The organism is Streptomyces sp. NPDC048424, from assembly GCF_040651555.1.
Lineage (GTDB): Bacteria > Actinomycetota > Actinomycetes > Streptomycetales > Streptomycetaceae > Streptomyces.
Window position 1 is genome coordinate 51,380 of the sequence record NZ_JBEZKE010000014.1, and the last position, 21,415, is coordinate 72,794.

17 protein-coding genes are annotated in these 21,415 nt (G+C 72.4%); 14 read left to right on the forward strand and 3 right to left on the reverse strand.

Features of this window, described 5'->3' with window-relative positions:
- Window positions 1-41: 41 nt before the first annotated feature.
- The 7 genes from AB0D29_RS21015 to AB0D29_RS21045 all read left to right on the forward strand — a co-directional run bounded on the left by AB0D29_RS21015 (window position 42) and on the right by AB0D29_RS21045 (window position 10,706).
- Window positions 42-1,106: an ABC transporter substrate-binding protein gene (locus tag AB0D29_RS21015; RefSeq protein WP_362856087.1), complete on the forward strand. Its 1,065-nt coding sequence runs from the start codon at window positions 42-44 to the stop codon at window positions 1,104-1,106.
- The gene (locus AB0D29_RS21020) at window positions 1,103-2,041 is read left to right on the forward strand and encodes an ABC transporter permease (protein ID WP_362856089.1); all 939 of its coding nucleotides are present in this window, start codon (window positions 1,103-1,105) and stop codon (window positions 2,039-2,041) included. Before AB0D29_RS21015 ends, AB0D29_RS21020 begins: the two co-directional genes overlap by 4 nt.
- On the forward strand, window positions 2,017-2,838 hold the full coding sequence (locus AB0D29_RS21025) for an ABC transporter ATP-binding protein (protein ID WP_362856091.1): 822 nt from the start codon (window positions 2,017-2,019) through the stop codon (window positions 2,836-2,838). The genes AB0D29_RS21020 and AB0D29_RS21025 overlap by 25 nt, the downstream gene beginning before the upstream one ends.
- The gene (locus AB0D29_RS21030; protein ID WP_362856093.1) at window positions 2,822-4,207 is read left to right on the forward strand and encodes an LLM class flavin-dependent oxidoreductase; all 1,386 of its coding nucleotides are present in this window, start codon (window positions 2,822-2,824) and stop codon (window positions 4,205-4,207) included. The genes AB0D29_RS21025 and AB0D29_RS21030 overlap by 17 nt, the downstream gene beginning before the upstream one ends.
- Window positions 4,204-8,106, forward strand: coding sequence for an ABC transporter ATP-binding protein (locus AB0D29_RS21035; RefSeq protein WP_362856095.1), 3,903 nt, complete (start codon window positions 4,204-4,206; stop codon window positions 8,104-8,106). The genes AB0D29_RS21030 and AB0D29_RS21035 overlap by 4 nt, the downstream gene beginning before the upstream one ends.
- The gene (locus tag AB0D29_RS21040; protein WP_362856097.1) at window positions 8,103-9,140 is read left to right on the forward strand and encodes an aldo/keto reductase; all 1,038 of its coding nucleotides are present in this window, start codon (window positions 8,103-8,105) and stop codon (window positions 9,138-9,140) included. The genes AB0D29_RS21035 and AB0D29_RS21040 overlap by 4 nt, the downstream gene beginning before the upstream one ends.
- 279 nt (window positions 9,141-9,419) lie before the next feature.
- The gene (locus AB0D29_RS21045) at window positions 9,420-10,706 is read left to right on the forward strand and encodes an extracellular solute-binding protein (RefSeq protein WP_362856099.1); all 1,287 of its coding nucleotides are present in this window, start codon (window positions 9,420-9,422) and stop codon (window positions 10,704-10,706) included.
- Window positions 10,707-10,729: 23 nt separating this feature from the next.
- On the opposite strand, the gene AB0D29_RS21050 is transcribed toward AB0D29_RS21045, so the two are convergent.
- Window positions 10,730-11,299, reverse strand: coding sequence for an XRE family transcriptional regulator (locus tag AB0D29_RS21050; protein WP_362856101.1), 570 nt, complete (start codon window positions 11,297-11,299; stop codon window positions 10,730-10,732).
- 211 nt (window positions 11,300-11,510) lie between these two features.
- Between AB0D29_RS21050 and AB0D29_RS21055 the strand changes: the two genes are divergently transcribed.
- The 4 genes from AB0D29_RS21055 to AB0D29_RS21070 all read left to right on the forward strand — a co-directional run bounded on the left by AB0D29_RS21055 (window position 11,511) and on the right by AB0D29_RS21070 (window position 15,154).
- On the forward strand, window positions 11,511-12,206 hold the full coding sequence (locus AB0D29_RS21055) for an ABC transporter permease subunit (protein ID WP_362856103.1): 696 nt from the start codon (window positions 11,511-11,513) through the stop codon (window positions 12,204-12,206).
- Window positions 12,203-12,919 carry an ABC transporter ATP-binding protein gene (locus AB0D29_RS21060; protein ID WP_362856105.1) on the forward strand — a complete coding sequence of 239 codons (717 nt, stop codon included), beginning with the start codon at window positions 12,203-12,205 and terminating at the stop codon, window positions 12,917-12,919. Before AB0D29_RS21055 ends, AB0D29_RS21060 begins: the two co-directional genes overlap by 4 nt.
- 71 nt (window positions 12,920-12,990) lie before the next feature.
- Window positions 12,991-13,986: an NrtA/SsuA/CpmA family ABC transporter substrate-binding protein gene (locus AB0D29_RS21065; protein WP_362856107.1), complete on the forward strand. Its 996-nt coding sequence runs from the start codon at window positions 12,991-12,993 to the stop codon at window positions 13,984-13,986.
- A gap of 31 nt (window positions 13,987-14,017) precedes the next feature.
- The gene (locus AB0D29_RS21070) at window positions 14,018-15,154 is read left to right on the forward strand and encodes an aryl-sulfate sulfotransferase (RefSeq protein ID WP_362856109.1); all 1,137 of its coding nucleotides are present in this window, start codon (window positions 14,018-14,020) and stop codon (window positions 15,152-15,154) included.
- Between the two features lie 31 nt (window positions 15,155-15,185).
- On the opposite strand, the gene AB0D29_RS21075 is transcribed toward AB0D29_RS21070, so the two are convergent.
- Window positions 15,186-15,488 (reverse strand): hypothetical protein, encoded by a 303-nt coding sequence (locus tag AB0D29_RS21075; protein WP_362856111.1) that lies wholly within the window; start codon window positions 15,486-15,488, stop codon window positions 15,186-15,188.
- A gap of 57 nt (window positions 15,489-15,545) precedes the next feature.
- On the opposite strand from AB0D29_RS21075, the gene AB0D29_RS21080 reads away from it, so the two are divergent.
- Both AB0D29_RS21080 and AB0D29_RS21085 read left to right on the forward strand, forming a co-directional pair.
- Window positions 15,546-17,783 carry a sulfatase-like hydrolase/transferase gene (locus AB0D29_RS21080; RefSeq protein WP_362856113.1) on the forward strand — a complete coding sequence of 746 codons (2,238 nt, stop codon included), beginning with the start codon at window positions 15,546-15,548 and terminating at the stop codon, window positions 17,781-17,783.
- A gap of 184 nt (window positions 17,784-17,967) precedes the next feature.
- Window positions 17,968-19,092 (forward strand): glycoside hydrolase family 64 protein, encoded by a 1,125-nt coding sequence (locus AB0D29_RS21085; RefSeq protein WP_362856342.1) that lies wholly within the window; start codon window positions 17,968-17,970, stop codon window positions 19,090-19,092.
- 38 nt (window positions 19,093-19,130) lie between these two features.
- On the opposite strand, the gene AB0D29_RS21090 is transcribed toward AB0D29_RS21085, so the two are convergent.
- Complete coding sequence (locus AB0D29_RS21090; RefSeq protein WP_362856115.1) at window positions 19,131-19,472, reverse strand: hypothetical protein; 342 nt, start codon at window positions 19,470-19,472, stop codon at window positions 19,131-19,133.
- Between the two features lie 463 nt (window positions 19,473-19,935).
- Between AB0D29_RS21090 and AB0D29_RS21095 the strand changes: the two genes are divergently transcribed.
- Window positions 19,936-21,411 (forward strand): ATP-binding protein, encoded by a 1,476-nt coding sequence (locus AB0D29_RS21095; RefSeq protein ID WP_362856344.1) that lies wholly within the window; start codon window positions 19,936-19,938, stop codon window positions 21,409-21,411.
- The last annotated feature ends 4 nt before the right edge of the window (window positions 21,412-21,415 follow it).

Genomic DNA, 21,415 nt, shown 5'->3' on the forward strand with positions numbered 1-21,415 from the left:
CCGGCGACAGGCGAACCCCCGTCATGAGAACAGGAACATCCATGCCCTCCCGCTCTTCCTCGCCCCGATGGGGGCGCAGGGGATTCCTCACCCTCGCCGGCGGCGCCCTTCTGGCCGCCGCCGGATGTGCCCCTCAGACCACGAACGCGGCCCATTCCGGGCCCGTGGGCGAGCTGCCCACCGAGCCGCCGCCCGCCGGAACATCACTTGCCGTGGCGGTGCGGACCTCGCAGATCCAACTGGCCACGTCCGGACTCGACAAGAACCTCCCCTTCAAGGTCTCCTCCTGGATCAACCTCAACGCCGGCCCCGACATCATCCAGGGATTCCGGGCACGCTCGATCGACGTCGCGAGCAATGCCGGAATTCCGCCGATCCAGGCCGAAGCCATCGGTGTGAAGGCCCGGATCGTCGCCGTGCAGGAACGCCACCACCCCACCTACACCTTCGCGACGGCGCCCGGCTCGTCCATCAGGACCGCCGAGGACTTCAAGGGCAAGAAGATCGCCTTCTCCCAGGGACAGGCCCAGGGCGTGGTCGTCCTGCGGGCCCTGAAGAAGGCCGGACTCGCCAACTCCGACGTCCAGCTGGTGGCCCTGCCGAGCACGCAGTTCCTCACCGCGCTCCAGTCGAAGCAGGTCGACGTAGCGCCGCTGGGCGAGCCGACGCTGACCAAGTACCTGACCCAGTACGGCAAGGACGGGGCCCGTGGCGTACCGACCGACGTGGTCGACCTGCTCACCGTCCTGTGGGCGCCCCTGGAGGTCCTGAACGACCCGGCGAAAGCCGCAGCCGTACGCAGCTACGTCACCCTCTGGGCGCAGGGCGTGGCCTGGGCGTGGGACAACTCCGACCAGTGGATCGACGCGTACTACGTCAAGGACCAGGGCGTCAGCGCGGCCGACGGCCGGCGCATCGTCGACTCCCTCGCGAAGCCCCGGTTCCCGACGAGCTGGGACAAGGCCATCGCGTGGGAGCAGGAGACCGCGGACCTGATGGCCGACGGCGGCTTCGTGCCGAAGGTCGACGCCGCGGCGCTGTTCGACCGCCGGTTCGAGGGCCTCGCGGCCGCCGCCGTGCCGGCCGGATTCCGGGAGGGCGCATGAGCGAGGCACTGACGGGTCTGCGCGTGCAGGCCCCGGCGGCCGAGGCCGTCACGGACCGGCCCGGGGCCGCGCCGCCCCCAGCGGTGACGGACCGGACGGGCATCCCGGCGGAGCCCTCGGACCCGGCGGCCCCGCGCGCGCGTCCCGCGGCCCGCAGGGCCCGGCGGCTGGGACCCGGGCGCGGCGTCCCCTTCGGCCGGCTCCTGGGGCCCGCCCTGCTCATCGCCGTCTGGTGGGCGGCCTCCGCCGGGGGCTTCCTCGACCCGCGCATCCTCTCCGGCCCCGGCACCGTGATCGCCACCGCGGGCGATCTGGTGGCGGACGGCCGCCTGCAGGGCAACGTACTCATCTCGCTCCAACGCGCCGGTCTCGGCCTGCTGTTCGGCGTCCTGGCCGGGGTCGCGGCCGCCGTGCTCGCCGGCCTCAGCCGCACGGGCGAGTACCTCGTCGACGGGCCGCTCCAGATCAAGCGCGCCATTCCGTCGCTGGCCATGCTGCCCCTGCTCATCCTCTGGCTGGGCATCGGCGAGCAGATGAAGGTCACGGTCATCGCCCTGGGCGTCGCGGTGAACATGTACATCAACACGTACGCCTCGCTCACCGGCATCGACAGCCGCCACGTCGAGCTCGCCGAAGTACTGGGCCTGAGCCGGTGGCGCTTCCTGCGCAAGGTGGTCCTTCCCGGCTCCCTGCCCGGATTCTTCGTCGGGCTGCGGCTGGGCGTCACCTCGGCCTGGCTGGGCCTGATCGTCGTCGAGCAGATCAACGCCACCAGCGGCATCGGCTACATGATGTTCCAGGCCCAGCAGTACGCCCAGTCCGACGTGATCATCGTCGGCCTGGTGGCCTACGGGATCTTCGGCTTCTCCTCCGACGCGCTGGTGCGCGCGATCGAAAGGAGGGCCCTGTCATGGCGACGTACGCTGGCGGGCTGACCGCCGACCCCGACACCCGGGTACGGGACCACGCCCCGGCCGCGGTGCGCACCAGCGGACTGGTCCGCCGCTTCGGCGACCGGACCGTCCTCAAGGAACTCGACCTGACCATCGGCGCGGGTGAGTTCACCGCACTGCTGGGCCGCAGCGGCTCCGGCAAGTCGACCCTGCTGCGCGCCGTGGCCGGCCTCGACCACGACGTCGACGGATCGGGCGAACTGACCGTCCCCGAGCGGGTCTCCCTCTCGTTCCAGGACTCCCGCCTGCTGCCCTGGCTGCGGGTCCTGGACAACGTCACCCTCGGACTGCGCGGACCCGGCGTCCGCGAACGCGGCGTACGGGCCCTCGCCGAAGTCGGCCTGGAGGGCCGGGAGCGGGCCTGGTCCCACGAGCTGTCCGGCGGCGAACAGCAGCGCGCCGCCCTGGCCCGCGCCCTGGTGAGCGACCCCGAACTGCTCCTGGCGGACGAGCCGTTCGGCGCACTGGACGCCCTCACCCGCATCCGCATGCACGGACTGCTGCGCGAACTCTACGAACGGCACCGCCCCGCGGTCCTCCTCGTCACCCACGACGTGGACGAGGCCGTGGAGCTGGCCGACCGCGTGCTCGTGCTCGACGAGGGCCGCATCCGCGTCGACCTCGCCGTCGACCTGCCCACCCCCAGGAGCCGGCGCCACCCGCGCTTCCAGGAGTACCGGGACACCCTGCTCGCCGCCCTCGGCGTGTCCGAGCACCCCGTACCCACCGACCACCACCCTGACCACCAGAAGGACGACCCCGATGTCGCGAACGCCTGAGCGCAAGCACCTCCACCTCAACGCCTTCCTCATGTCGGTCGGCCACCACGAGGCGTCCTGGCGGCTCCCCGAGAGCCCCGCCGACGGCGGCACCGGCCTCGCGCACTACCAGAACCTCGCCCGCATCGCCGAACGGGGCCTGCTGGACTCTGTGTTCCTCGCCGACAGCCCCGTCCTCTACAACGACCCCGGCCGGCGGCCCTCCAGCAAACTGGAGCCGACCGTCCTGCTGACCGCGCTCGCCGCGGCCACCAGCCGCATCGGACTCATCGCCACGGCCTCCACCAGCTACAACGAACCCTTCAACCTGGCCCGCAGGTTCGCCTCCCTCGACCACGTCTCGAACGGCCGGGCCGGATGGAACATCGTCACCACGGCCGGCGCCGAAGCCGCACGCAACTTCGGCCTCGACGACACCCCGCTGCACCACGACCGCTACCGGCGCGCCGCCGAGTTCCTCGACGTCGCGACGAAGCTCTGGGACAGCTGGGCCGACGACGCCGTCGTGGCGGACAAGGAAGCCGGCGTCCACACCCGCGCCGACCGGGTCCGCCCCATCGACCACCGCGGCGAGTTCTTCCGCGTCGACGGCCCGCTCAACGTGGAACGCTCCCCCCAGGGCCACCCCCTGCTCGTCCAGGCGGGCTCCAGCGAGGACGGCAAGGACTTCGCGGCACGCTACGCAGAGGCGGTGTTCACCGCACAGCAGACCCTCGACGAGGGCATCGCCTTCTACAAGGACGTCAAACGGCGCGCCCTCGCCCTCGGCCGGGACCCGGACGGCATCAAGATCCTGCCCGGCATCGTCCCCGTCATCGGCGACACCGAGGCCGAGGCCCGTGAACTCGACGCCGAACTGGACCGGCTCATCGTCCCCGCGTACGCCAAGCGGCAGCTCGCCCTGCGGCTCGGCATCGACCCCGAAGCCCTGGACCTCGACGCCGAACTGCCCGAGGACATCCCCACCGAGGACGAGATCGAAGGCGCCAAGAGCCGCTACACCCTCGTCGTGGAACTGGCCCGCCGCGAGCGGCTCACCGTACGGCAGCTCATCGGCCGGCTCGGCGGGGGCCGCGGCCACCGCACCTTCGCCGGCACCGCCGAGCAGGTCGCCGACACGATCGAGCACTGGTACGACAGCGGAGCCGCCGACGGCTTCAACATCATGCCCGCCGTACTGCCCTCGGGGCTGGAGCGCTTCGTGGACCAGGTCGTCCCGATCCTCCAGGAACGCGGTCTGTTCCGCACCGAGTACACCGGCACCACCCTGCGCGAGCACTACGGCCTCCCGCGCCCCGCCAACCGCCTCTTCGACGCCCCCACCCCGGGCGCCGGCCACCCCGGCATCGGCCTGGTGGAGGCCCGATGACGGGCTGTCCCACCGCCACGACGGAGCCGGCCACCGCGCACGACGCGGCGGCCGGCCCCGTCGGCGGACCAGCGGCCGAAGGCTGGGCCCGGCGACTCCTCGGCTACAGCCTGCGCCACCGCACCGACGTCGTGCTGGCCTTCGGAGCCGCCGCGGTGGCGGCGGTCGCGGCCGCCACCCTGCCCCTCGTGCTGCGTCACGTGGTCGACGACGTCGCCGCCGCCGACGGCGCCGCCCTCGCACCCTGGATCGCGCTCCTGGCCTGCCTCGGGGCGGTCCGCTTCGGCGCGTCCTTCGTCCGCCGCTACCGCTCGGGACGGCTCTCCCTCGGAGTCCAGTACGACCTGCGCAACGACGCCTTCGCCGCCCTGCTGCGCTTCGGCGGACCCCAGCAGGACAGCCTGCGCACCGGAGAGGTGGTGAGCAGGTCCATCTCGGACATCACCCTCATCCAGACCCTGCTCCAGTTCCTGCCCAACCTCACCGGCAACGTGCTGATGTTCGGCGTCTCCCTCGTCTTCATGGCGTGGCTCTCACCGCTCCTCACCGTCGTCGCCCTGATCGTCGGGCCCGCCCTGTGGCTGATCGCCCTGCACAGCCGCCGTACCCTCTTCCCCGCCAACTGGCACGCCCAGCAGGAGGCCGCCGAGGTGGCCTCCGCCGTGGAGGCCACCGTCACCGGGGTGCGCGTCGTCAAGGGCTTCGGCCAGGAGCGCCGTGAACTGCGCGGCCTCGACGAACGCGTCCGCGCGCTCTTCGCCTCCCGCCTGCGCGTGGTCGACTTCACCAGCCGCTACAACCCGGCGCTGCAAGCCGTACCGGCCCTCGGACAGGTGGCCGTCCTCGCCCTCGGCGGCTGGCTCGCCATCGACGGCCGCCTCTCGCTGGGCACCTTCCTCGCCTTCACCGCCTACCTCGGCGCCCTCGTCACCCCGGTGCGGCAGGTCGCCACCCTCCTCACCGTCTGGCAGCAGGCCCGGGCGGGCGCCGAACGCGTCCTGGAGGTCATCGACGAGGCACCCGTGATCGCCGACGCGCCCGGCGCACGCGACCTCGGACCCGGCGCACCGGCCCTCGCCTGGCGCGAGGTGACCTTCGGCTACGGCGAGGCCGCTCCGTTGCTGTCCGGCTTCACCCTGGAGGTACGGCCGGGGGAGACGCTCGCCCTCGTCGGCCCGGCCGGCTGCGGAAAGTCCACGGTCGCCGCGCTCCTGCCCCGCTTCTACGACACCCGGTCGGGCAGCGTGTCCGTCGGCGGCCACGACGTACGCACCCTCGCCCTGGCCTCCCTGCGGTCCCGGATCGGCTTCGTCTTCGAGGAGAGCCTGCTCCTCTCGGACTCGATCCGCGCCAACATCGCGTACGGGATCCCGGAGGCGACCGATGCCCAGGTCCGCGAGGCGGCCCGGCTCGCCCGGGCCGACGAGTTCATCGACCGGCTCCCCGACGGATACGACACGGTCGTCGGCGAACAGGGCCTCACCCTCTCCGGCGGCCAGCGCCAGCGGGTGGCCCTCGCCCGCGCCCTGCTCGTCGACCCCGCCGTGCTCGTCCTGGACGACGCCACCTCCGCCCTGGACGCCCGGGTCGAATCGGAGATCCACACCGGCCTCAAGGGGGCGGGCCGCCGCACCACGCTCATCGTGGCCCACCGCGAGTCGACCCTGGAACTCGCGGACCGCGTCGCGCTGATGGACGGCGGCCGGATCGCCGACATCGGCACACCGGACGAACTGCGCGCCCGCTCGCCCCTCTTCCGGTCCCTGCTGTCCACCCTGGGCCACCCCGAGGGACCCGACCACGCCGACGCCCCCGACGCGACCACCGGGGCCGCCCGCCCCTCCGGCGTCCCGGTCGGCGGCGTCACCGAGGAACTGTGGCGAGGCCCCGACGGGGAAGCAGCCGCCCACCACGAGGGCACCGCGGTCCGCGCCGCGAACGCACTCGCCCAGGCCGCCGCCTCCGGCCCCGGCCGCGGCGGACCCGGCAGCGGGGTGCTCGGATCGGCCCCGCCCGCCCCCGAGCTGCTGGCCGCCCTCGCGAGGATCCCGATGCCCGCCGCCGAGCCCGGCGTCCCGCTCGCACAGGCCGTGGCGGGGGACCCGGCCTTCCGCCTCGGCTCCCTGCTGCGCCCCTTCCGGATCCCGCTGCTCGGCGGGCTCCTGCTGGTGGCCGTGGACGCGCTCGCCCAGATCGCCGTACCCGTACTCGTCCGGCACGGCGTCGACAGGGGCGTCACCGGCCACGCGCGCGGGGTCCTGCTGGCGGCCGCCACCGCGGCGGCCGCGGTCGTCGCCGCCAACTGGCTGCTCGGCATCGCCCAGGTCCGCACCACCGGACGCACCGGCGAGCGCCTCCTGTACACCCTGAGGGTCAAGACGTACGCCCAACTGCAGCGGCTCGGCCTCGACTACTACGAACGGGAACTCGCGGGCCGGATCATGACCCGGATGACCACCGACGTGGACGCCGTGTCGAACTTCCTCCAGACCGGTCTCATCACGGCGGTCGTCAGCCTGCTGACGGTCCTCGGAGTCCTGGTGTCCTTGCTGGTCATCGACGCGCAGCTGGCCCTGGTCCTGCTGGCCGCGCTGCCGCCGCTCCTCGTGGCGACCGCACTCTTCCGGCACTACTCGGTCCCCGCCTATCTGGAGGCCCGCGAACAGATCAGCACGGTCAACGCCTGCCTCCAGGAGAACGTCGGAGCCCTGCGCATCACCCAGGCCTTCCGCCGGGAACAGCGCAACGCGGACGACTTCGCGGCCCTCGCCCGGGCGTTCGGCGAGTCCCGGCTGCGGGCGCAGCGCTACATGGGCACCTTCTTCCCCTTCGTCGAGTTCCTCGGCACGCTGGCCACGGCCGCCGTCCTCGCCGTCGGCGCCGGCCAGGTGGTCTCCGGCGGGCTGACCGCGGGCACCCTGATCGCGTTCCTGCTCTGCGTCGAGCTGTTCTTCGCCCCCATCCAGCAGCTGTCCCCGGTCTTCGACGGATACCAGCAGGCGGTCGTCGGCATGAGCCGTCTGCGCACCCTGATGCGCACGCCCGTCGGCACGCCGCCGGCGTCCGCGCCACGGCCCGTCGAGGCGCTGCGCGGGGAGATCGAGTTCGACGACGTGTCCTTCCACTACGCGGGCGGATCGGACCGGGACGTGCTGCACGGCATCCGGCTGCGCATCGCCCCGGGCGAGACCGTCGCCCTCGTCGGCACCACCGGCGCGGGCAAGTCGACCGTGGTCAAGCTCCTCGCCCGCTTCTACGACCCGGCCTCCGGAGCCGTCCGCGTCGACGGCCACGACCTGCGCGAACTCGACCTGACGGGCTACCGCCGCCGGCTGGGCATCGTCCCGCAGGAGCCGCACCTGTTCGGCGGCAGCGTCCGCGACGCCATCGCCTACGGCCGGCCGGACGCGACCGACGCGCAGGTGGAGGCGGCCGCCCGGGCCGTCGGGGCCCACGAGATGGTGGCCACGCTCGCGCACGGCTACCTCACCCGCATCGGGGAGCGCGGCCGGGGCCTCTCCTCGGGCCAGCGCCAACTGCTCGCCCTCGCCAGGGCCGAACTGGTCGACCCCGACATCCTGCTGCTCGACGAGGCGACCGCATCGCTCGACCTCGCCACCGAACGAAGGGTCACCGCGGCCGTCGAGGCCCTCACCCGGCGGCGCACCACCGTCGTGGTGGCCCACCGCCTCACCACGGCCGCCCGCGCGGACCGCGTGGTGGTCCTCGACGCCGGGACCGTCGTCGAGACGGGCACCCACACGGAACTGCTCGCCGCCCACGGACCGTACCGGCGCCTGTGGGACGCCTACCGGCACGGCGCCGCCTACCTCCGTCCGCCGGGTCAGGCCCCGGCCGACACCCTCACCGATCAACTCGTCAACGGGAGTGCACGATGACCGACCACCGCCTGCTCGGACGCACCGGCGTCAAGGTGAGCCCGCTCTGTCTGGGCACCATGATGTTCGGGGCCCGCGGCAACACCGACCACGCCGACGGCGTCCGCATCATCCACCGGGCCCTCGACTCGGGCATCAACTTCGTCGACACGGCCGACGTGTACTCGGCGGGCGAGTCGGAGACCATCGTCGGCAAGGCGCTCGCCGGAGGCCGACGGGACCGGGTGGTGCTGGCCACCAAGTTCCACGGCAGCCTCGGCGGCGACCCCAACGAGCAGGGGAACAGCCGCCGTTGGATCATCCGCGAGGTGGAGAACAGCCTGCGCCGGCTCGGTACCGACTGGATCGACCTCTACCAGGTCCACCGGCCCGAACCGGAGACCGACTTCGACGAAACGCTGGGCGCGCTCAGCGACCTCGTCCACCAGGGCAAGATCCGCTACATCGGCACGTCCACCTTCGAGCCCTCCGCCATCGTCGAGGGCCAGTGGCTCGCCGAGCGCCGCGGCCGCGAACGGGTGGTGGCCGAGCAGCCCCCGTACTCGCTGCTCGCGCGCGGCATCGAGCGCGAGGTCCTGCCGGTGGCCCAGCGGTACGGACTCGGCGTGCTCACCTGGAGTCCCCTCGCCGGCGGCTGGCTGTCCGGCCGCTACCGCAAGGGTGCCGAACAGCCGACGTCCAGCCGCATCGACCGGCAGGCCGCCCGCTTCGACATCGCCGACCCCGAGAACGCGGCCAAACTGGACGCCGCCGAGGCGCTGGCCCAGCTCGCCGAGGAAGCGGGACTGACCCTGGTCCAGCTCGCCCTGGCGTTCGTCCTGGAGCACCCCGCCGTCACCTCGGCCATCATCGGACCGCGTACCTTCGAGCAACTGGAGAGCCAGCTGGGCGCCGATCGGGTACGGCTGAGCACGGACGTGCTCGACCGCATCGACAAGATCGTGCCGCCGGGCACCAACCTGTCCTCCCGGGATGCCGGATACGTGCCACCCGCGCTGTCGGACCCGCTGCTGCGGCGCCGCCCCCGCGCCTGACCACCTCGGCCGCCGTCCCCGCCGTGCCCGCCTTCAGCGCCCGGCGGGGACGGCGGTCAGCCGCACGTGGAGCTTCTACGCGCGTCAAGACGGCCTGCCGCATGTCGGAATCCACAAGCCGGAAACGCCACGGCTGGATCATCGACCACACATGCCCCGGGAGTGGAATCAATCACTCCAACCTCAGGAGATGATTCCGGCCACCGGGCCGCAGGGCACCCGCCGTTGAACGGGGTGTGACGAGCGGCAACATCCGAGCGACATCAGGGGAAAAGACCCGTGCGACGAAAGACCTTCGGCACGGCCGCCACCGCGGTTGTGCTCGGCCTGCTGGTACCACTGTCCGGATGCGGCAGTGCGGGAGACGGTGCGGGGGACGGCGGCACGCTCCGCCTGGTGGCCGCCGAGTACGGCGATACCCCCGCCACCAGTTCCAAGGCCTACTGGGACAAGGTGACCGGCAACTTCACCGCCGCCAACCCCGGTGTCAAGGTCGAGGTCCGGCTGCTGCCGTGGGCCGACATCGACCGGGAGGTCTCCCGGATGGTCAAGGAGGGCAAGGCGCCCGACGTGGCGCTCATGGGTTCCTACTCGGACTTCGCGGCCCAGGGCAAGCTCTACTCCGCGGAAGAGCTCCTCTCGGTCGGCGCCGAGGCGAACTTCCTGCAGCCGCTCGCCGAGGCCGGGACCGTCAACAGCCACCTCTACGGACTGCCCTTCGTGGCGAGCAGCCGTCTCCTCTACTACAACGAGGCGCTCTTCGCCAAGGCCGGCGTCAAGAAGGCGCCCACGACCTGGTCCGAACTCAAGGCCGCCGCCAAGGCACTCAAGGACAAGGGCGTGAAGTTCCCGTACGCCATGCCCCTGGGCCCGGAGGAGGCGCATGCCGAGGCGTTGATCTGGGAGCTCAGCAACGGCGGTGGCTACGCGGACAGCAGCGGCAGCTACAGCCTGGACTCCGAGAAGAACATAGCGACCTGGCAGTGGGTCAAGGACAACATGGTCGACCCCGGTCTGGTCGGGCCCACCGCGCCCTCCCGGCTGAACCGCGCCGACGCCTTCGCCGCCTTCCTGCGGGGTGAGGTCGGGATGCTCAACGGCTACCCGTCACTCGCCCACGACGCGGCCGCGAAGGGCATGACCGTCGGCACCGTCGCCATGCCGGTCTCGGACTCGCTCGGCTCCGGGGACATCCCGCCGACCGTGGGCGTGGCCGACTGGATGGTGGCCTTCAAGCAGAACGGCAAGGGCGCCGAGATCGGCAAGTTCCTGGAATTCGTCTACCAGGACAAGAACCTGTCGGACTTCGTCGGCCGTTACCACCTGCTGCCGGCCACCGCCTCGGCCGCGCGCACCCCCGCCGGCGGCGGCCTCAGCCGGACCGACGAGGACTTCCTGAGCGCGCTGCGCACCGCACGGCTCTACCCGGTGAACGACCCGTCGTGGGTCACGGTCAGCGACACGATCAAGCGCAACATCGGACGCGCCGTGGAACCGGGCGGTGACCCGAAGGCCGTCCTGGAGGAGATCGCGGACAAGGCGGCGGACGCCGGCAAGAAGAGCTGAGGGCCCGCCTGGCTGATACGCCCCTACGCGTTCGCGATGACCAGGAGGGTGCGGGCGGGGGAAGGGCCCGCCAGGCGGCAGCGGTGCGGGACCTCGCCCCGGTGGTGGGCGCTCTGGCCGGCCCGCAGGGTCAGCGGCGCCTCGCCCTCGACCTCCAGGACGACCTCGCCCTCCAGGACGTAGAGGAAGTCCTCACCGGGGTGTTCGAACCAGCCGCGCTCGCCCTGGCCGGGCTCGAAGTGGTGCTCGTACGCCTCCATCAGCGCGCTGCTGCCGCCGGGGATGAGCACCTGCGCGACCTGCCCCGCGGTCTCGTTCACCCGGATCACCTGCGGATCGCTCTCGTGGCTGACCGCTCCCGGGCGGCCGGGCGGCCTGAGGAAGGTGCCCGGCGTGACGTCGAGCGCCTCGGCGATCCGGTAGATCGAGCTGAGGCTGGGCGTGGCCAGCCCGCGTTCGAGCTGGCTGAGGAAGGGCTGCGAGAGGTCTGAGCGGGCGGCGAGGGCGGCCATGGAGACGCCGCGCTGCTTGCGACAGCTCCGGATCACCCGTCCGACCTCGATCGCCTCGGGCGTGGGTTCGGGTCGAGGCACGCAGCTGAACGTACCGCATCGCCGATCAAGGCCCGGGGGTCCCGGAGAGGTTTCGCACTGCCGCAACACTCCCGTCATAAGCGTGGTCAATTATTGACCTCACTTATCAACGACGGAGGAGCCGCCCCGTGCAAGCCATCCCCTCACCACCCGGCCGGGCCCTCGGCCGACTGGGCCCGGCCCTGGGCGCGGCAGGCGCCGTGCTCGCGCTGTGGTACCTGCTCGCCTGGTCCGGCGCGGTGGCTCCGGGACTCCTGCCCACGCCCGCCGAGACCCTGGCCGCGCTCGCGGACAGCGCCCGCAGCGGCATCCTGGCCGCCGACCTCGGCGCCAGCCTGGTCCGTGCCGGGCAGGGTTTCGCGCTGGGGCCCTCGTCGGCAGCGCACTGGGCTTCGCCACCGGCTACCTGCCGAGGCTCTCCGCCGCCGTCACCCCGGTCGTCTCCTTCCTGCGCCCGATCCCGGCCATCGCCCTGGTACCGCTCGCCACCGCCTGGTTCGGCATCGGGGAGACCGCCAAGCGCCTGCTGATCGCGTACGCCGTACTGCTCGCCGTATGGCTCTACGTACACGACGGGGTCTCCCGCGTCCCGGTCTCCCACCTGCGGGCGGCCCGGTCACTGGGAGCGCCGCTGCACCGCCGGTTCATCGAGGTGCTGCTGCCCGCCGCCGCGCCCGCCCTGCTCGCGGCGCTGCGCTACGGGGCCTCGGTGGCGCTGCTCGCCCTGGTGGCCGCGGAGCTCGGCGGAGCGGACAGCGGACTGGCGTACCGGCTCCAGGTGGACGGCCAGTTCCTGCGCGTGGACCGGATGTTCGCCGGACTGCTCGTGCTCGGACTGCTCGGCGTGGCCGTCGACCTCGTCCTGGCCTCGATCGGCCGCCGGCTCGTGCACTGGAGCACGTCATGAGCCTGGCTGTACGGATGGAGGGGCTGACCCTCGGCTACGGCGCCGCCCCCGTGCTGGAGCGGACGGAACTGGAACTCCCCGCGGGGTCCTTCACCGCCCTGCTCGGGCCGAGCGGATGCGGCAAGTCGACGGTGCTGGGCGCCGTCGCCGGGTTCGTACCACCCGCCACCGGAAAGGTGACGGCCGGTGCGCGGCCGGTGCGCGGACCGGGACCGGACCGGGGCGTGGTCTTCCAGCACTACGCGCTCTTCCCCTGGCGCACCGCCCGCGGCAACGTCGAGTTCGCGCTCAAGCGGCTCGGGCTGCCGCGAGCGGAACGCCGTCGGCGCGCCCTGGAAGCGCTCGCCGAGGTCGGCCTGGCGGACGGCACCGACAAGTACCCGGGGCAGCTCTCCGGCGGCATGCAGCAACGCGTGGCGCTGGCCCGCGCCCTGGCCGCCGAGCCCGAAGTCCTGCTGATGGACGAGCCGTTCGGGGCCCTCGACGCCCTGACCCGGAGCCGCATGCAGAGCCTGCTGCGGGAGCTGTGGCAGCGCAGGGGCACCACCGTGCTGTTCGTCACGCACGACATCGACGAGGCGCTGGCCCTCGCCCAGCGGGTCGTCGTCCTCGGCGGATCCCCCGGGCGGGTGCTGGCCGACCACCGGGTGCCCGACGGACCTCCCGACCCGGACCTGCGCGCACTGATCGCACGTCACCTCGGCTCCGACTGAAGCCGCCAAAGCTCCCCCGTCTCTCATTCCCCCCGGTTCCACCCCATCCCCCCTCCCGGAAGGACTTCCCCATGCCCAGACCCCGCGCGGCGGCCCTCGTACTGATGGCGGCGCTGCTCTGCGTGCTCACCTCGGGCTGCGCCGGCGGCTCCGCCCCCACCGGCGGCGACCGCCCGGCCGTCTCCCTGGCCGGCAGCGACCACCTCGGCGGTGCGCCCGTCTACGTGGCCCAGGAGCGCGGGCTCTGGTCCGCCGAGGGCCTCGACGCCGCCGTGACCACCCAGCCCACCGGGCGCGACGCCCTGAACGCCGTGCTCGGCGGCCAGGCACAGCTCGGCGTCGTGGGGGACCTGCCCGCGGTCACGGCCGCGCTCGGCGGGCGCGACCTGCGGATCGTCGCCGACCTCTCCCGCTTCTCCGACTGGCGCCTGCTCACCCGGACCGACCGGCAGATCACCGGCTTCGCCGCGCTGAAGGGCCGCAAGGTCGGAGTCCCGCAGGGCACGAACGTCGAGTACGCGCTCTCGCGCATGCTCGCCTCCGCACAGCTGACGGCCGCCGACGTGACCGTGGTGAACCTCGCCCCGAACCAGGTCACTCCGGCACTGGCCCGAGGTGACATCGACGCCGGCGTCACCTTCCCCAGCTTCTACGACGCCGCGCGCACCACCCTCGGAGAGCGGTACGCCGAGCTCCCGTTCACCGGCTACACCGCACGGACCCTGTTGATCGCGGGCCCCAAGGCGAGCGAGGAGACCACCACCGCCGTCCTCCGTACCCTGCGGCGCGCCGAGCGCACGATCGGCGAGGACCCGGCCGGCGCACGGCAGGCCCTCGTGGCCCAGTCCAAGGGCGCGCTCCAGGCGGGCTACGTCGACACCTACCAGCCCCGCTACACCTACGGCGCGACCCTCACCCCCGAGCTGCTGGCGCAGTTGGAGGAGGAGGCCGCCTGGGCCAAGGCCGCCCAGAACCTGCCGGGCGCCGCCGACCGCACGGCCCTGCTGCGGTACCTGAACCCCGGCCCCCTGACGGCGGCCGACCCCGCCGCCGTCACCGTCCGCTGAACCGCACCCACCCAAGGAGATCCCGATCCTCATGACCGTCGACCAGAACACCCTGCGCCGCCGCGGCGTCGGCCTGATCGCCCACGACCCCGAGCGCAGCCACGGCGGCCTCACCCTCTACACCCCGATCACCAGCGCCGGCGAGATCCACCTCGTCGACATCGGGGGCCGGACCGTCCACACCTGGAACTCCCCGCACCCGCCCGGCCGCCAGGCGCAGCTCCTCCCGAACGGGAACCTCTTCTACGCGGCCAAGGACACCGACGGCCCGACCCTCTTCCCCATCTGGGACGTCTACCACGGGGGCATCTTCCAGGAACTGGCCCCCGACTCCACGGTGATCCGCGAGGTCAGGCACCCCTTCCACCACCACGACGCCTCGATCCTGCGCAACGGCAACCTCATCATCACGGTCGTCGAACCGCTGGACCCGGCAGACGCGGCCCGCATCCGGGGCGGCATCCCCGGCTCCGAAGCGCCGGGCGGGGTGATCTACGGGGACGTGGTGTACGAGCTGACCTGGGACGGGGAAGAGGTGTGGCGCTGGGCCGCCATCGAGCACCTCGACCCGGAGGAGTTCCCGCTCAACCCGCACTTCGCCCGCGAGCACTGGCCCATGGCCAACACCGTCAACGAACGCGCCGACGGCTCGATCGTGGTCGGCTTCCGCAGCGCGTCCTCCGCCGTGGCCGTCGACCGCGCCGACGGGTCCGTGCTGTGGCACATCGGCCCGGACGTGCTGGCGCAGCAGCACCACCCGCACGAGCTGGCGGGCGGCAACATCCTCGTCTTCGACAACGGCACCTACCGCGACACCACTTCCGTGCCGTACTCGCGAGTCCTGGAGCTGGACCCGAGCACCGGCAAGGAGGTGTGGTCCTACCAGGACAACCCGCCGCAGAACTTCTACAGCCCGTACATGTCCAGCGCGCAGCGGCTGCCGAACGGGAACACCTTCATCGCCGAGGGCTCCTTCGGACGGCTCTTCGAGGTGACGCCCGACGGTGACGTGGTCTGGGAGTTCGTCGTCCCGCAGTTCCGGTCCTTCGGCGACGGCGTGGGCCTGGAGTCCTCGGCCGGCGCCCAGAACTCCGTCTTCCGCGCCTACCGCTACTCCGCGGACCGGTTCCCCTGGCTGACCGGAAGGCGTCCCGCGCAGGACGGATGAACACGCGGCCGGCCGCGCGCCGGACGGGGGATCAGAGCCGGCGCCGCGCCGCCTCGAGAATGTCCCCGACACCGGCGTTGAACGCGATGGCCGCCCGGGGCGCGTGGCGGCGGATGAGATTGACGATCTGCTCGAAGAGCGGCAGCAGTTGCTCCGTCCTTCGGATTCCGCCGCCCACGACCACCACGTCGCACTGGCGCTCCGTCAACGCCGTCACGAGGGCGGCCTCGGCTGTTCCGCCGTACGCGACCGTCGCCATGGCCGCGTCGATGCCGTGTTCGCCGAACCGCGCCACGGTGCCGTCACACGCTTTTAATGCCGTGTGCATGGCCATCGGGCCGGTGCTCTTCGCATGATCGGATCCCGTCCCGGAAGCCGAGGAGCACCCCTGATGTCCACCCGCCGCCACTTCCTCGCCGGGTCCGCGGCCGCCCTCGGCCTCGCCGCGCTCCCCACCGCACCGGAGGCGCAGGCGGCGGACCAGGCGGCCGAGGGCGCGCAGGCCGCGACGACCGCCACCGCGGCGGCTCCGAACCTCGTCGTGATCCTGGCCGACGACCTCGGCTACGGCGACCTCGGCGCGTACGGCCAGAAGCTGATCACCACACCGAAGATCGACCAGCTCGCCGCCGAGGGCCTGAGGTTCACCGACGCCTACTCGACGGCCGCCGTCTGCGCGCCCTCCCGCTGCTCGCTGCTGACCGGCCTGCACACCGGCCACTCCGCCGTCCGCGCCAATCCGAACGGCGCCCCCGGCGCGCTGAAGGCCGGTGACACCACCTTCGCCGAAGTGCTGCGCGCCCGCGGCTACCGGACCGCGGTGATCGGGAAGTGGGGCTTCGGGCCGGAGGAGGGCGACCAGCCCAGCCACCCCAACTCCCGCGGTTTCGAGGAGTTCTACGGATACATCGACCACGGGCACGCGCACGAGTACTACCCGCAGTACCTGTGGCACAACGGCGCGAAGGAGACGATCGCCGCCAACGCGAACGGCGCGAAGGGCGCCTACGCACCCCAGCTCCTGGAGCAGCGCGCACTGGACTTCATCGGCGACCACGCCGCCGAGCCCTTCCTGCTCTTCCTCACGCCGACCGTGCCGCACGCTCCGAGCGACATCCCCGACGTCGGCGCGTACGCCTCCCGTACCTGGACCCAGCAGAACAAGGGACACGCCGCCCAGATCACCTACTTCGACACGCTCGTCGGGAAGGTCACCGACCGGCTGCGCTCCCTCGGCATCGCCGAGAACACCGTCGTCCTCGTCACCAGCGACAACGGTCCGCACGAGGAAGGCGGGGTCAACCCCGACCTGTTCGACGCGAACGGCCCGCTGCGCGGCTACAAGCGCAACCTCTACGAGGGCGGAATCCGCGTCCCGCTGATCGCCTGGTCCCCGGGCCGGATCGGCGCCGGCGGCACCAGCGACCGTCCCACCCCGCTCACCGACGTGCTCCCCACCCTCGCGGAACTCGGCGGCGCACCCGCACCCACGGACATCGACGGACTGTCGGCCGCGCCGCTGCTCGCCGGGAGCCCGGCCGCCGCCCGCCACAACCACCTGTACTGGTACCGGGACGAACTCGGCGTCACCAGCCGTGCCAACACCGAGGACGGCGGCCGCGCCACCCGGCTCGCCGAGGCCGTGCGCAAGGACGACTGGAAGGCCGTGCGGTTCGCGCCCGGCAGGGACCGCGCGCTGCCCGACGCGCAGTGGCAGGTCGAGCTGTACGATCTCGCCTCCGACCTCGGTGAGCAGCACGACGTCGCCGCCGCCAACCCGTCCGTGGCGGCCGCTCTGGTCGCCCTCATGCGCTCCTCGTGGGTGGACACGTACGTCCGCAAGCCCCACGGGCTCCGCGCGCAGATCCAGGGGCCGGCCGTGCCCGGCGAGGCGTTCACGGTCACCGCGACCCTGGGCAACGGCTCGGCCAAGCCCTGGACCCGCGCCCTCCTCGCGCTCCGCGCCCCGGCCGGCTGGCAGGTCCGCGCGACCACCGCGACCGGTCGGGACCCGCTGGCCGCCGGTGCCATGCTGACCACGACCTGGAAGGTCACCCCGCCGGCGACGGCCGCCGCCGGCACGCAGTGGCCACTGACGGTCGACGGCACCGCGGAGTCGGCGACCGGGCCCCTGCGCTGGTCCGCCACGGAACGGGTGTCCACGGTGCCGCCGGCGCCGGTCGCCGACGCCTATCTGAGCGATCTCGCGTGGGTGTCGGCCGCCAACGGCTGGGGCCCGGTGGAACGTGACCGCTCCAACGGGCGCAACGCGGCCGGGGACGGCACGCCGATCTCGTTCGGCGGAGTGACGTACGCGAAGGGGCTCGGCGTCCACGCACCCTCCGAGATCGTCTACCACCTGGGCGGAGCGGCGGACCGTTTCACCGCGCTCGTCGGCATCGACGACTTCTCGAAGAACCAGGCCGCCACCGGCGCGACGAAGGCCTCGGTGCGGGGCGACGGGAAGGTGCTGTTCACCAGCGGCAAACTGACCGGTGCGGGCGGTCCCGTGCACGTGGACCTCGATGTGCGCGGGGTGAAGCTGCTGCACCTGGTCGTCGAGGACGCCAACGCCAACACGGCCTTCGACCACACCTCCTGGGCCCTCGCCCGGGTCACCGTGGTCTGAGCCGGAGCACCTCTTCCTCCGGCCGCGTCAGTCCGGGCTGCGTCGACTTCATTGACAGAAGTTGAACACAGCTCGATTCTGAGAGCGCTCTCAATCGTCAATAGTCGTCAGGAGGAAGAATGTGTTCCGCCTATCGAAAGTGATCACGTCCGCCGTCGCGGCGCTGGCCGTCGCCGCCGGCGTGATGGTTCTCGGCCCGTCGCCGTCCGCCCAGGCCGTACCGGCGACCATCCCGCTCACGATCAAGAACACCTCGGGTCGCGGCGAGCCGGTCTACGTCTACAACCTGGGCACCGAGCTCGCGACGGGCCGGCAGGGCTGGGCCGACGCCAACGGAACCTTCCACCCGTGGCCGGCGGGAGGCAATCCCCCCACCCCCGCGCCCGACGCGTCGATCGCGGGCCCGGCCAACGGGCAGACCAAGACGATCCGGATGCCCAAGTTCTCCGGACGCGTCTACTTCTCCATCGGTCAGAAGATCGTCTTCAAGCTCAGCACCGGCGGCCTGGTGCAGCCCGCCGTCCAGAACCCCTCCGACCCCAACCGCAACATCCTGTTCAACTGGTCCGAGTACACGCTGAACGACGCCGGCCTGTGGATCAACAGCACCCAGGTCGACATGTTCTCGGCTCCGTACGCGGTGGGCGTGAAGGCGGCCGACGGTACGGTCCGCAACACCGGGCGGCTGCGGCCCGGGGGCTACAACGCCGTATTCGACCAGCTGCGTTCGGCCGGCTGGGGCGGACTGATCCAGAACCGTCCCGACGGCACACCGCTGCGCGCGCTCTCTCCCGGGCACGGCATCGAGGCGGGCGGGATCCCGGCCACCGCCATGAACGACTACGTCAACCGGGTCTGGAGCAAGTACAGCTCCTCCACACTCACCGTGACGCCCTTCGCGAACCAGCCGAACACCAAGTACCACGGCCGGGTGTCGGGCAACGTCATGAACTTCACCAACGCCTCCGGAGCGGTGGTCACCAGCTTCCAGAAGCCGGACTCCGACAGCATCTTCGGCTGCTACAAGCTCCTGGACGCACCCAACGACCTCGTCCGCGGCCCGATCTCCCGCACCCTGTGCGCGGGCTTCAACCGCTCGACGCTCCTGACCAACCCCAACCAGCCCGACGCGAACGGCGCCGGCTTCTACCGTGACGCCGTCACCAACCACTACTCCCGCGTCATCCACGCACAGATGGCCGACGGCAAGGCGTACGGCTTCGCCTTCGACGACGTGGGCGCCCACGAGTCGCTGGTGCACGACGGCAACCCGCAGGAGGCCTTCATGACGCTGGACCCGTTCAACTAGATCCCCGGCTCCGGCCCCGGCTCCGGCCCCGGCCCCGGTCAGTGGTCGTGGCGCGCGCCGTGTTCCAGTGACCGGGGCCGGTCCGCGCCCGCGCCCGCGGCGGGGCCGGGGCCGAGGAGCAGCGGGGTCGCGTGCTCGCCGGGCCCGGTCGCCGTGAGGGGGATGCCGAGGCTCTGGCACATGCGCTGCGCGCGGGCGAGTGCGCTGAAGGTCATGGGGGAGGGGGTGTCCGTCGGCAGCTCGACCGTGACCCGGGAGGGGCGGTGCTCGTGCACGAGGGATTCGATCTGCAGGGCGGCCGCGGACCGGTTGGTGACGTCCAGCTCGTGCAGGATCCGCACGTGCAGGGTGCCCTCGGCGATGCGGTGACTGATGACCATGCTGCGCCTCCCGCCCACCGGGATCCGGACGGCACCAGCGGTGTGGGGTGCCTGGCCACCAGTGTGGCGCAGCCGATCCCGCGCCGCGCGCCCCGGGACAGCGCCTAGCGCATTTCCGTCCGGGACGCCACCGCGCGACACGCGGTGCGGCCGGAACCGATCGGAGGGTGAGCACCGCTTCACCCGCCGCGAACGGGGCCGGCACGCCGTCGACCTCCCGCTACGCCGCCATGCGCCGCGGAGGGGGCCCCGTCGGCGCCGGAATCCGGCGCTGACCTTGGCGCATATCGATTCCTCCGGTCCGATGAACTCCAACGAAACCACACGTGCGGGAAGTTGGGCGTAGTTATGCTCCCGCCCACCGGTCAGAAGGTCCCCCTTTTTCGATAGTTCGAGGACGCCGATGGAGCAAAGAGACATTCCCCCCGAGAGCGCCCACGTGGAGGGGAGAGCAAGCCGGATGATGCCCACGACCGCCTTCGTGGCCGCTGCCTGCCTGGTCGGCGCACTCGCCTCCTCCGCGGCACCGGTCGGCACCGCACTGATCGCCGTGGCCGCCGTGTGCACGGCAGCGGTGTTCGTCGAGGCGTTACGGCGTGGCCGCGCGCTCGCCGCCGAGCGCGCCCAGGTCGCTGCCCTCCACCACACCCTGTCCCGGCAGGAGACCGAGGCGGCCCGCCTGTCCCAGGTGGTGCTGCCCGAGGCCATCGAGAGACTGCGCAGGGGCGAGCTGGCCGAGGAGGTGCTGACCGCCCTGGGCGGGCGCGGCGGCCAGGGCGACCGCTGGGGCAACGACGAGGCCCTCACCCCGCGCTTCCGCGCCGCCCTGCAGGCCGTGCTGTCCCACGTCATCGACGCCGTCGACAACGAGGAGAGCCTGCGCGACTCGGCGCAGCGTGCCTTCGTGAACGTCGCCCGCCGCGTGCAGGCGATCGTCCACCAGCAGGCCCACGAGATGCGCGAGATGGAGGACCGGCACGGCACCAACCCCGACGTGTTCGGCGACCTCCTGCGACTGGACCACGGCACCGCCCTCATCGGCCGGCTCGCCGACTCCATCTCGGTCCTCGGCGGTGCGCGCCCCGGCCGCCAGTGGAGCCGGGCCGTCACGCTGTACAGCGTGATGCGCGGCGCCATGTCGAGGATCATCGACTACCAGCGGGTGGAGCTCCACTCCGTCTCCGAGGTCGCCGTCGTCGGCCCGATCGTGGAGCCCCTGATCCACACCCTGGCGGAGCTGCTGGACAACGCCACCCGGTACTCGCCGCCGCACACCCGGGTCCACCTCACGGCCGTCGAGGTGCAGTCGGGCATCGCCGTGGAGATCGAGGACGGCGGCCTCAGCATGAGCGAGGAGGCCCGCGCCCGCGCCGAGAAGATGCTCGCGCAGGCCCAGTCCGGGATCGACCTCAACGACCTGGGCGAGACGCCGAGGCTGGGCCTCGCGGTGGTCGGCCGGCTGGCACAGGCGTACGGGTTCCAGGTCTCCCTGCGCTCGTCCGCGTACGGCGGCGTACGCGCCGTGGTCATCGTGCCGCAGCACCTGATCACCACGGCGTCCTCGGCGACGGGTCTCGCCCACGGCATCGGCTCCTCCTCGGGTCCCAGGGCCGTGGCCGCCACACCGCGCGAGCACCCCTTCGACCGCTCGCCGGCCGGAGTCTCCGCGCCCCGCCAGGCACCGGCTCCGGTCCCCAGGCCGGCGCCCGCCGGCGGCGGGCAGCCGGACACCGGACGCACCGCGACGGGCCTGCCGCAACGACGCCGGAAGGACCGTGCCACCACCTTCGACGTCCGTCCGGCCGCGGAGCCGCAGCCGGCGGACGACCAGGGCCCCGGAATGTGGCTGGAGGCCTTCCACAGCGGACTGTCCGGCGCGCCCGGTCACGACGCGCCGGGCGCCGAGGGCGCGTCGGGTTCAGCGACCAAGGGGGCGTAAGCAG

Excerpts from the sequence above, each read along its gene's own strand:
- AB0D29_RS21015 (WP_362856087.1), top strand. The coding sequence starts at position 42 with ATGCCCTCCCGCTCTTCCTCGCCCCGATGGGGGCGCAGGGGATTCCTC.
- AB0D29_RS21020 (WP_362856089.1), top strand. The coding sequence starts at position 1,103 with ATGAGCGAGGCACTGACGGGTCTGCGCGTGCAGGCCCCGGCGGCCGAG.
- AB0D29_RS21025 (WP_362856091.1), top strand. The coding sequence starts at position 2,017 with ATGGCGACGTACGCTGGCGGGCTGACCGCCGACCCCGACACCCGGGTA.
- AB0D29_RS21030 (WP_362856093.1), top strand. The coding sequence starts at position 2,822 with ATGTCGCGAACGCCTGAGCGCAAGCACCTCCACCTCAACGCCTTCCTC.
- AB0D29_RS21035 (WP_362856095.1), top strand. The coding sequence starts at position 4,204 with ATGACGGGCTGTCCCACCGCCACGACGGAGCCGGCCACCGCGCACGAC.
- AB0D29_RS21040 (WP_362856097.1), top strand. The coding sequence starts at position 8,103 with ATGACCGACCACCGCCTGCTCGGACGCACCGGCGTCAAGGTGAGCCCG.
- AB0D29_RS21060 (WP_362856105.1), top strand. The coding sequence starts at position 12,203 with ATGAGCCTGGCTGTACGGATGGAGGGGCTGACCCTCGGCTACGGCGCC.
- AB0D29_RS21065 (WP_362856107.1), top strand. The coding sequence starts at position 12,991 with ATGCCCAGACCCCGCGCGGCGGCCCTCGTACTGATGGCGGCGCTGCTC.
- AB0D29_RS21070 (WP_362856109.1), top strand. The coding sequence starts at position 14,018 with ATGACCGTCGACCAGAACACCCTGCGCCGCCGCGGCGTCGGCCTGATC.
- AB0D29_RS21075 (WP_362856111.1), bottom strand. The coding sequence starts at position 15,488 with ATGGCCATGCACACGGCATTAAAAGCGTGTGACGGCACCGTGGCGCGG.
- AB0D29_RS21080 (WP_362856113.1), top strand. The coding sequence starts at position 15,546 with ATGTCCACCCGCCGCCACTTCCTCGCCGGGTCCGCGGCCGCCCTCGGC.
- AB0D29_RS21085 (WP_362856342.1), top strand. The coding sequence starts at position 17,968 with ATGGTTCTCGGCCCGTCGCCGTCCGCCCAGGCCGTACCGGCGACCATC.
- AB0D29_RS21090 (WP_362856115.1), bottom strand. The coding sequence starts at position 19,472 with ATGGTCATCAGTCACCGCATCGCCGAGGGCACCCTGCACGTGCGGATC.
- AB0D29_RS21095 (WP_362856344.1), top strand. The coding sequence starts at position 19,936 with ATGCCCACGACCGCCTTCGTGGCCGCTGCCTGCCTGGTCGGCGCACTC.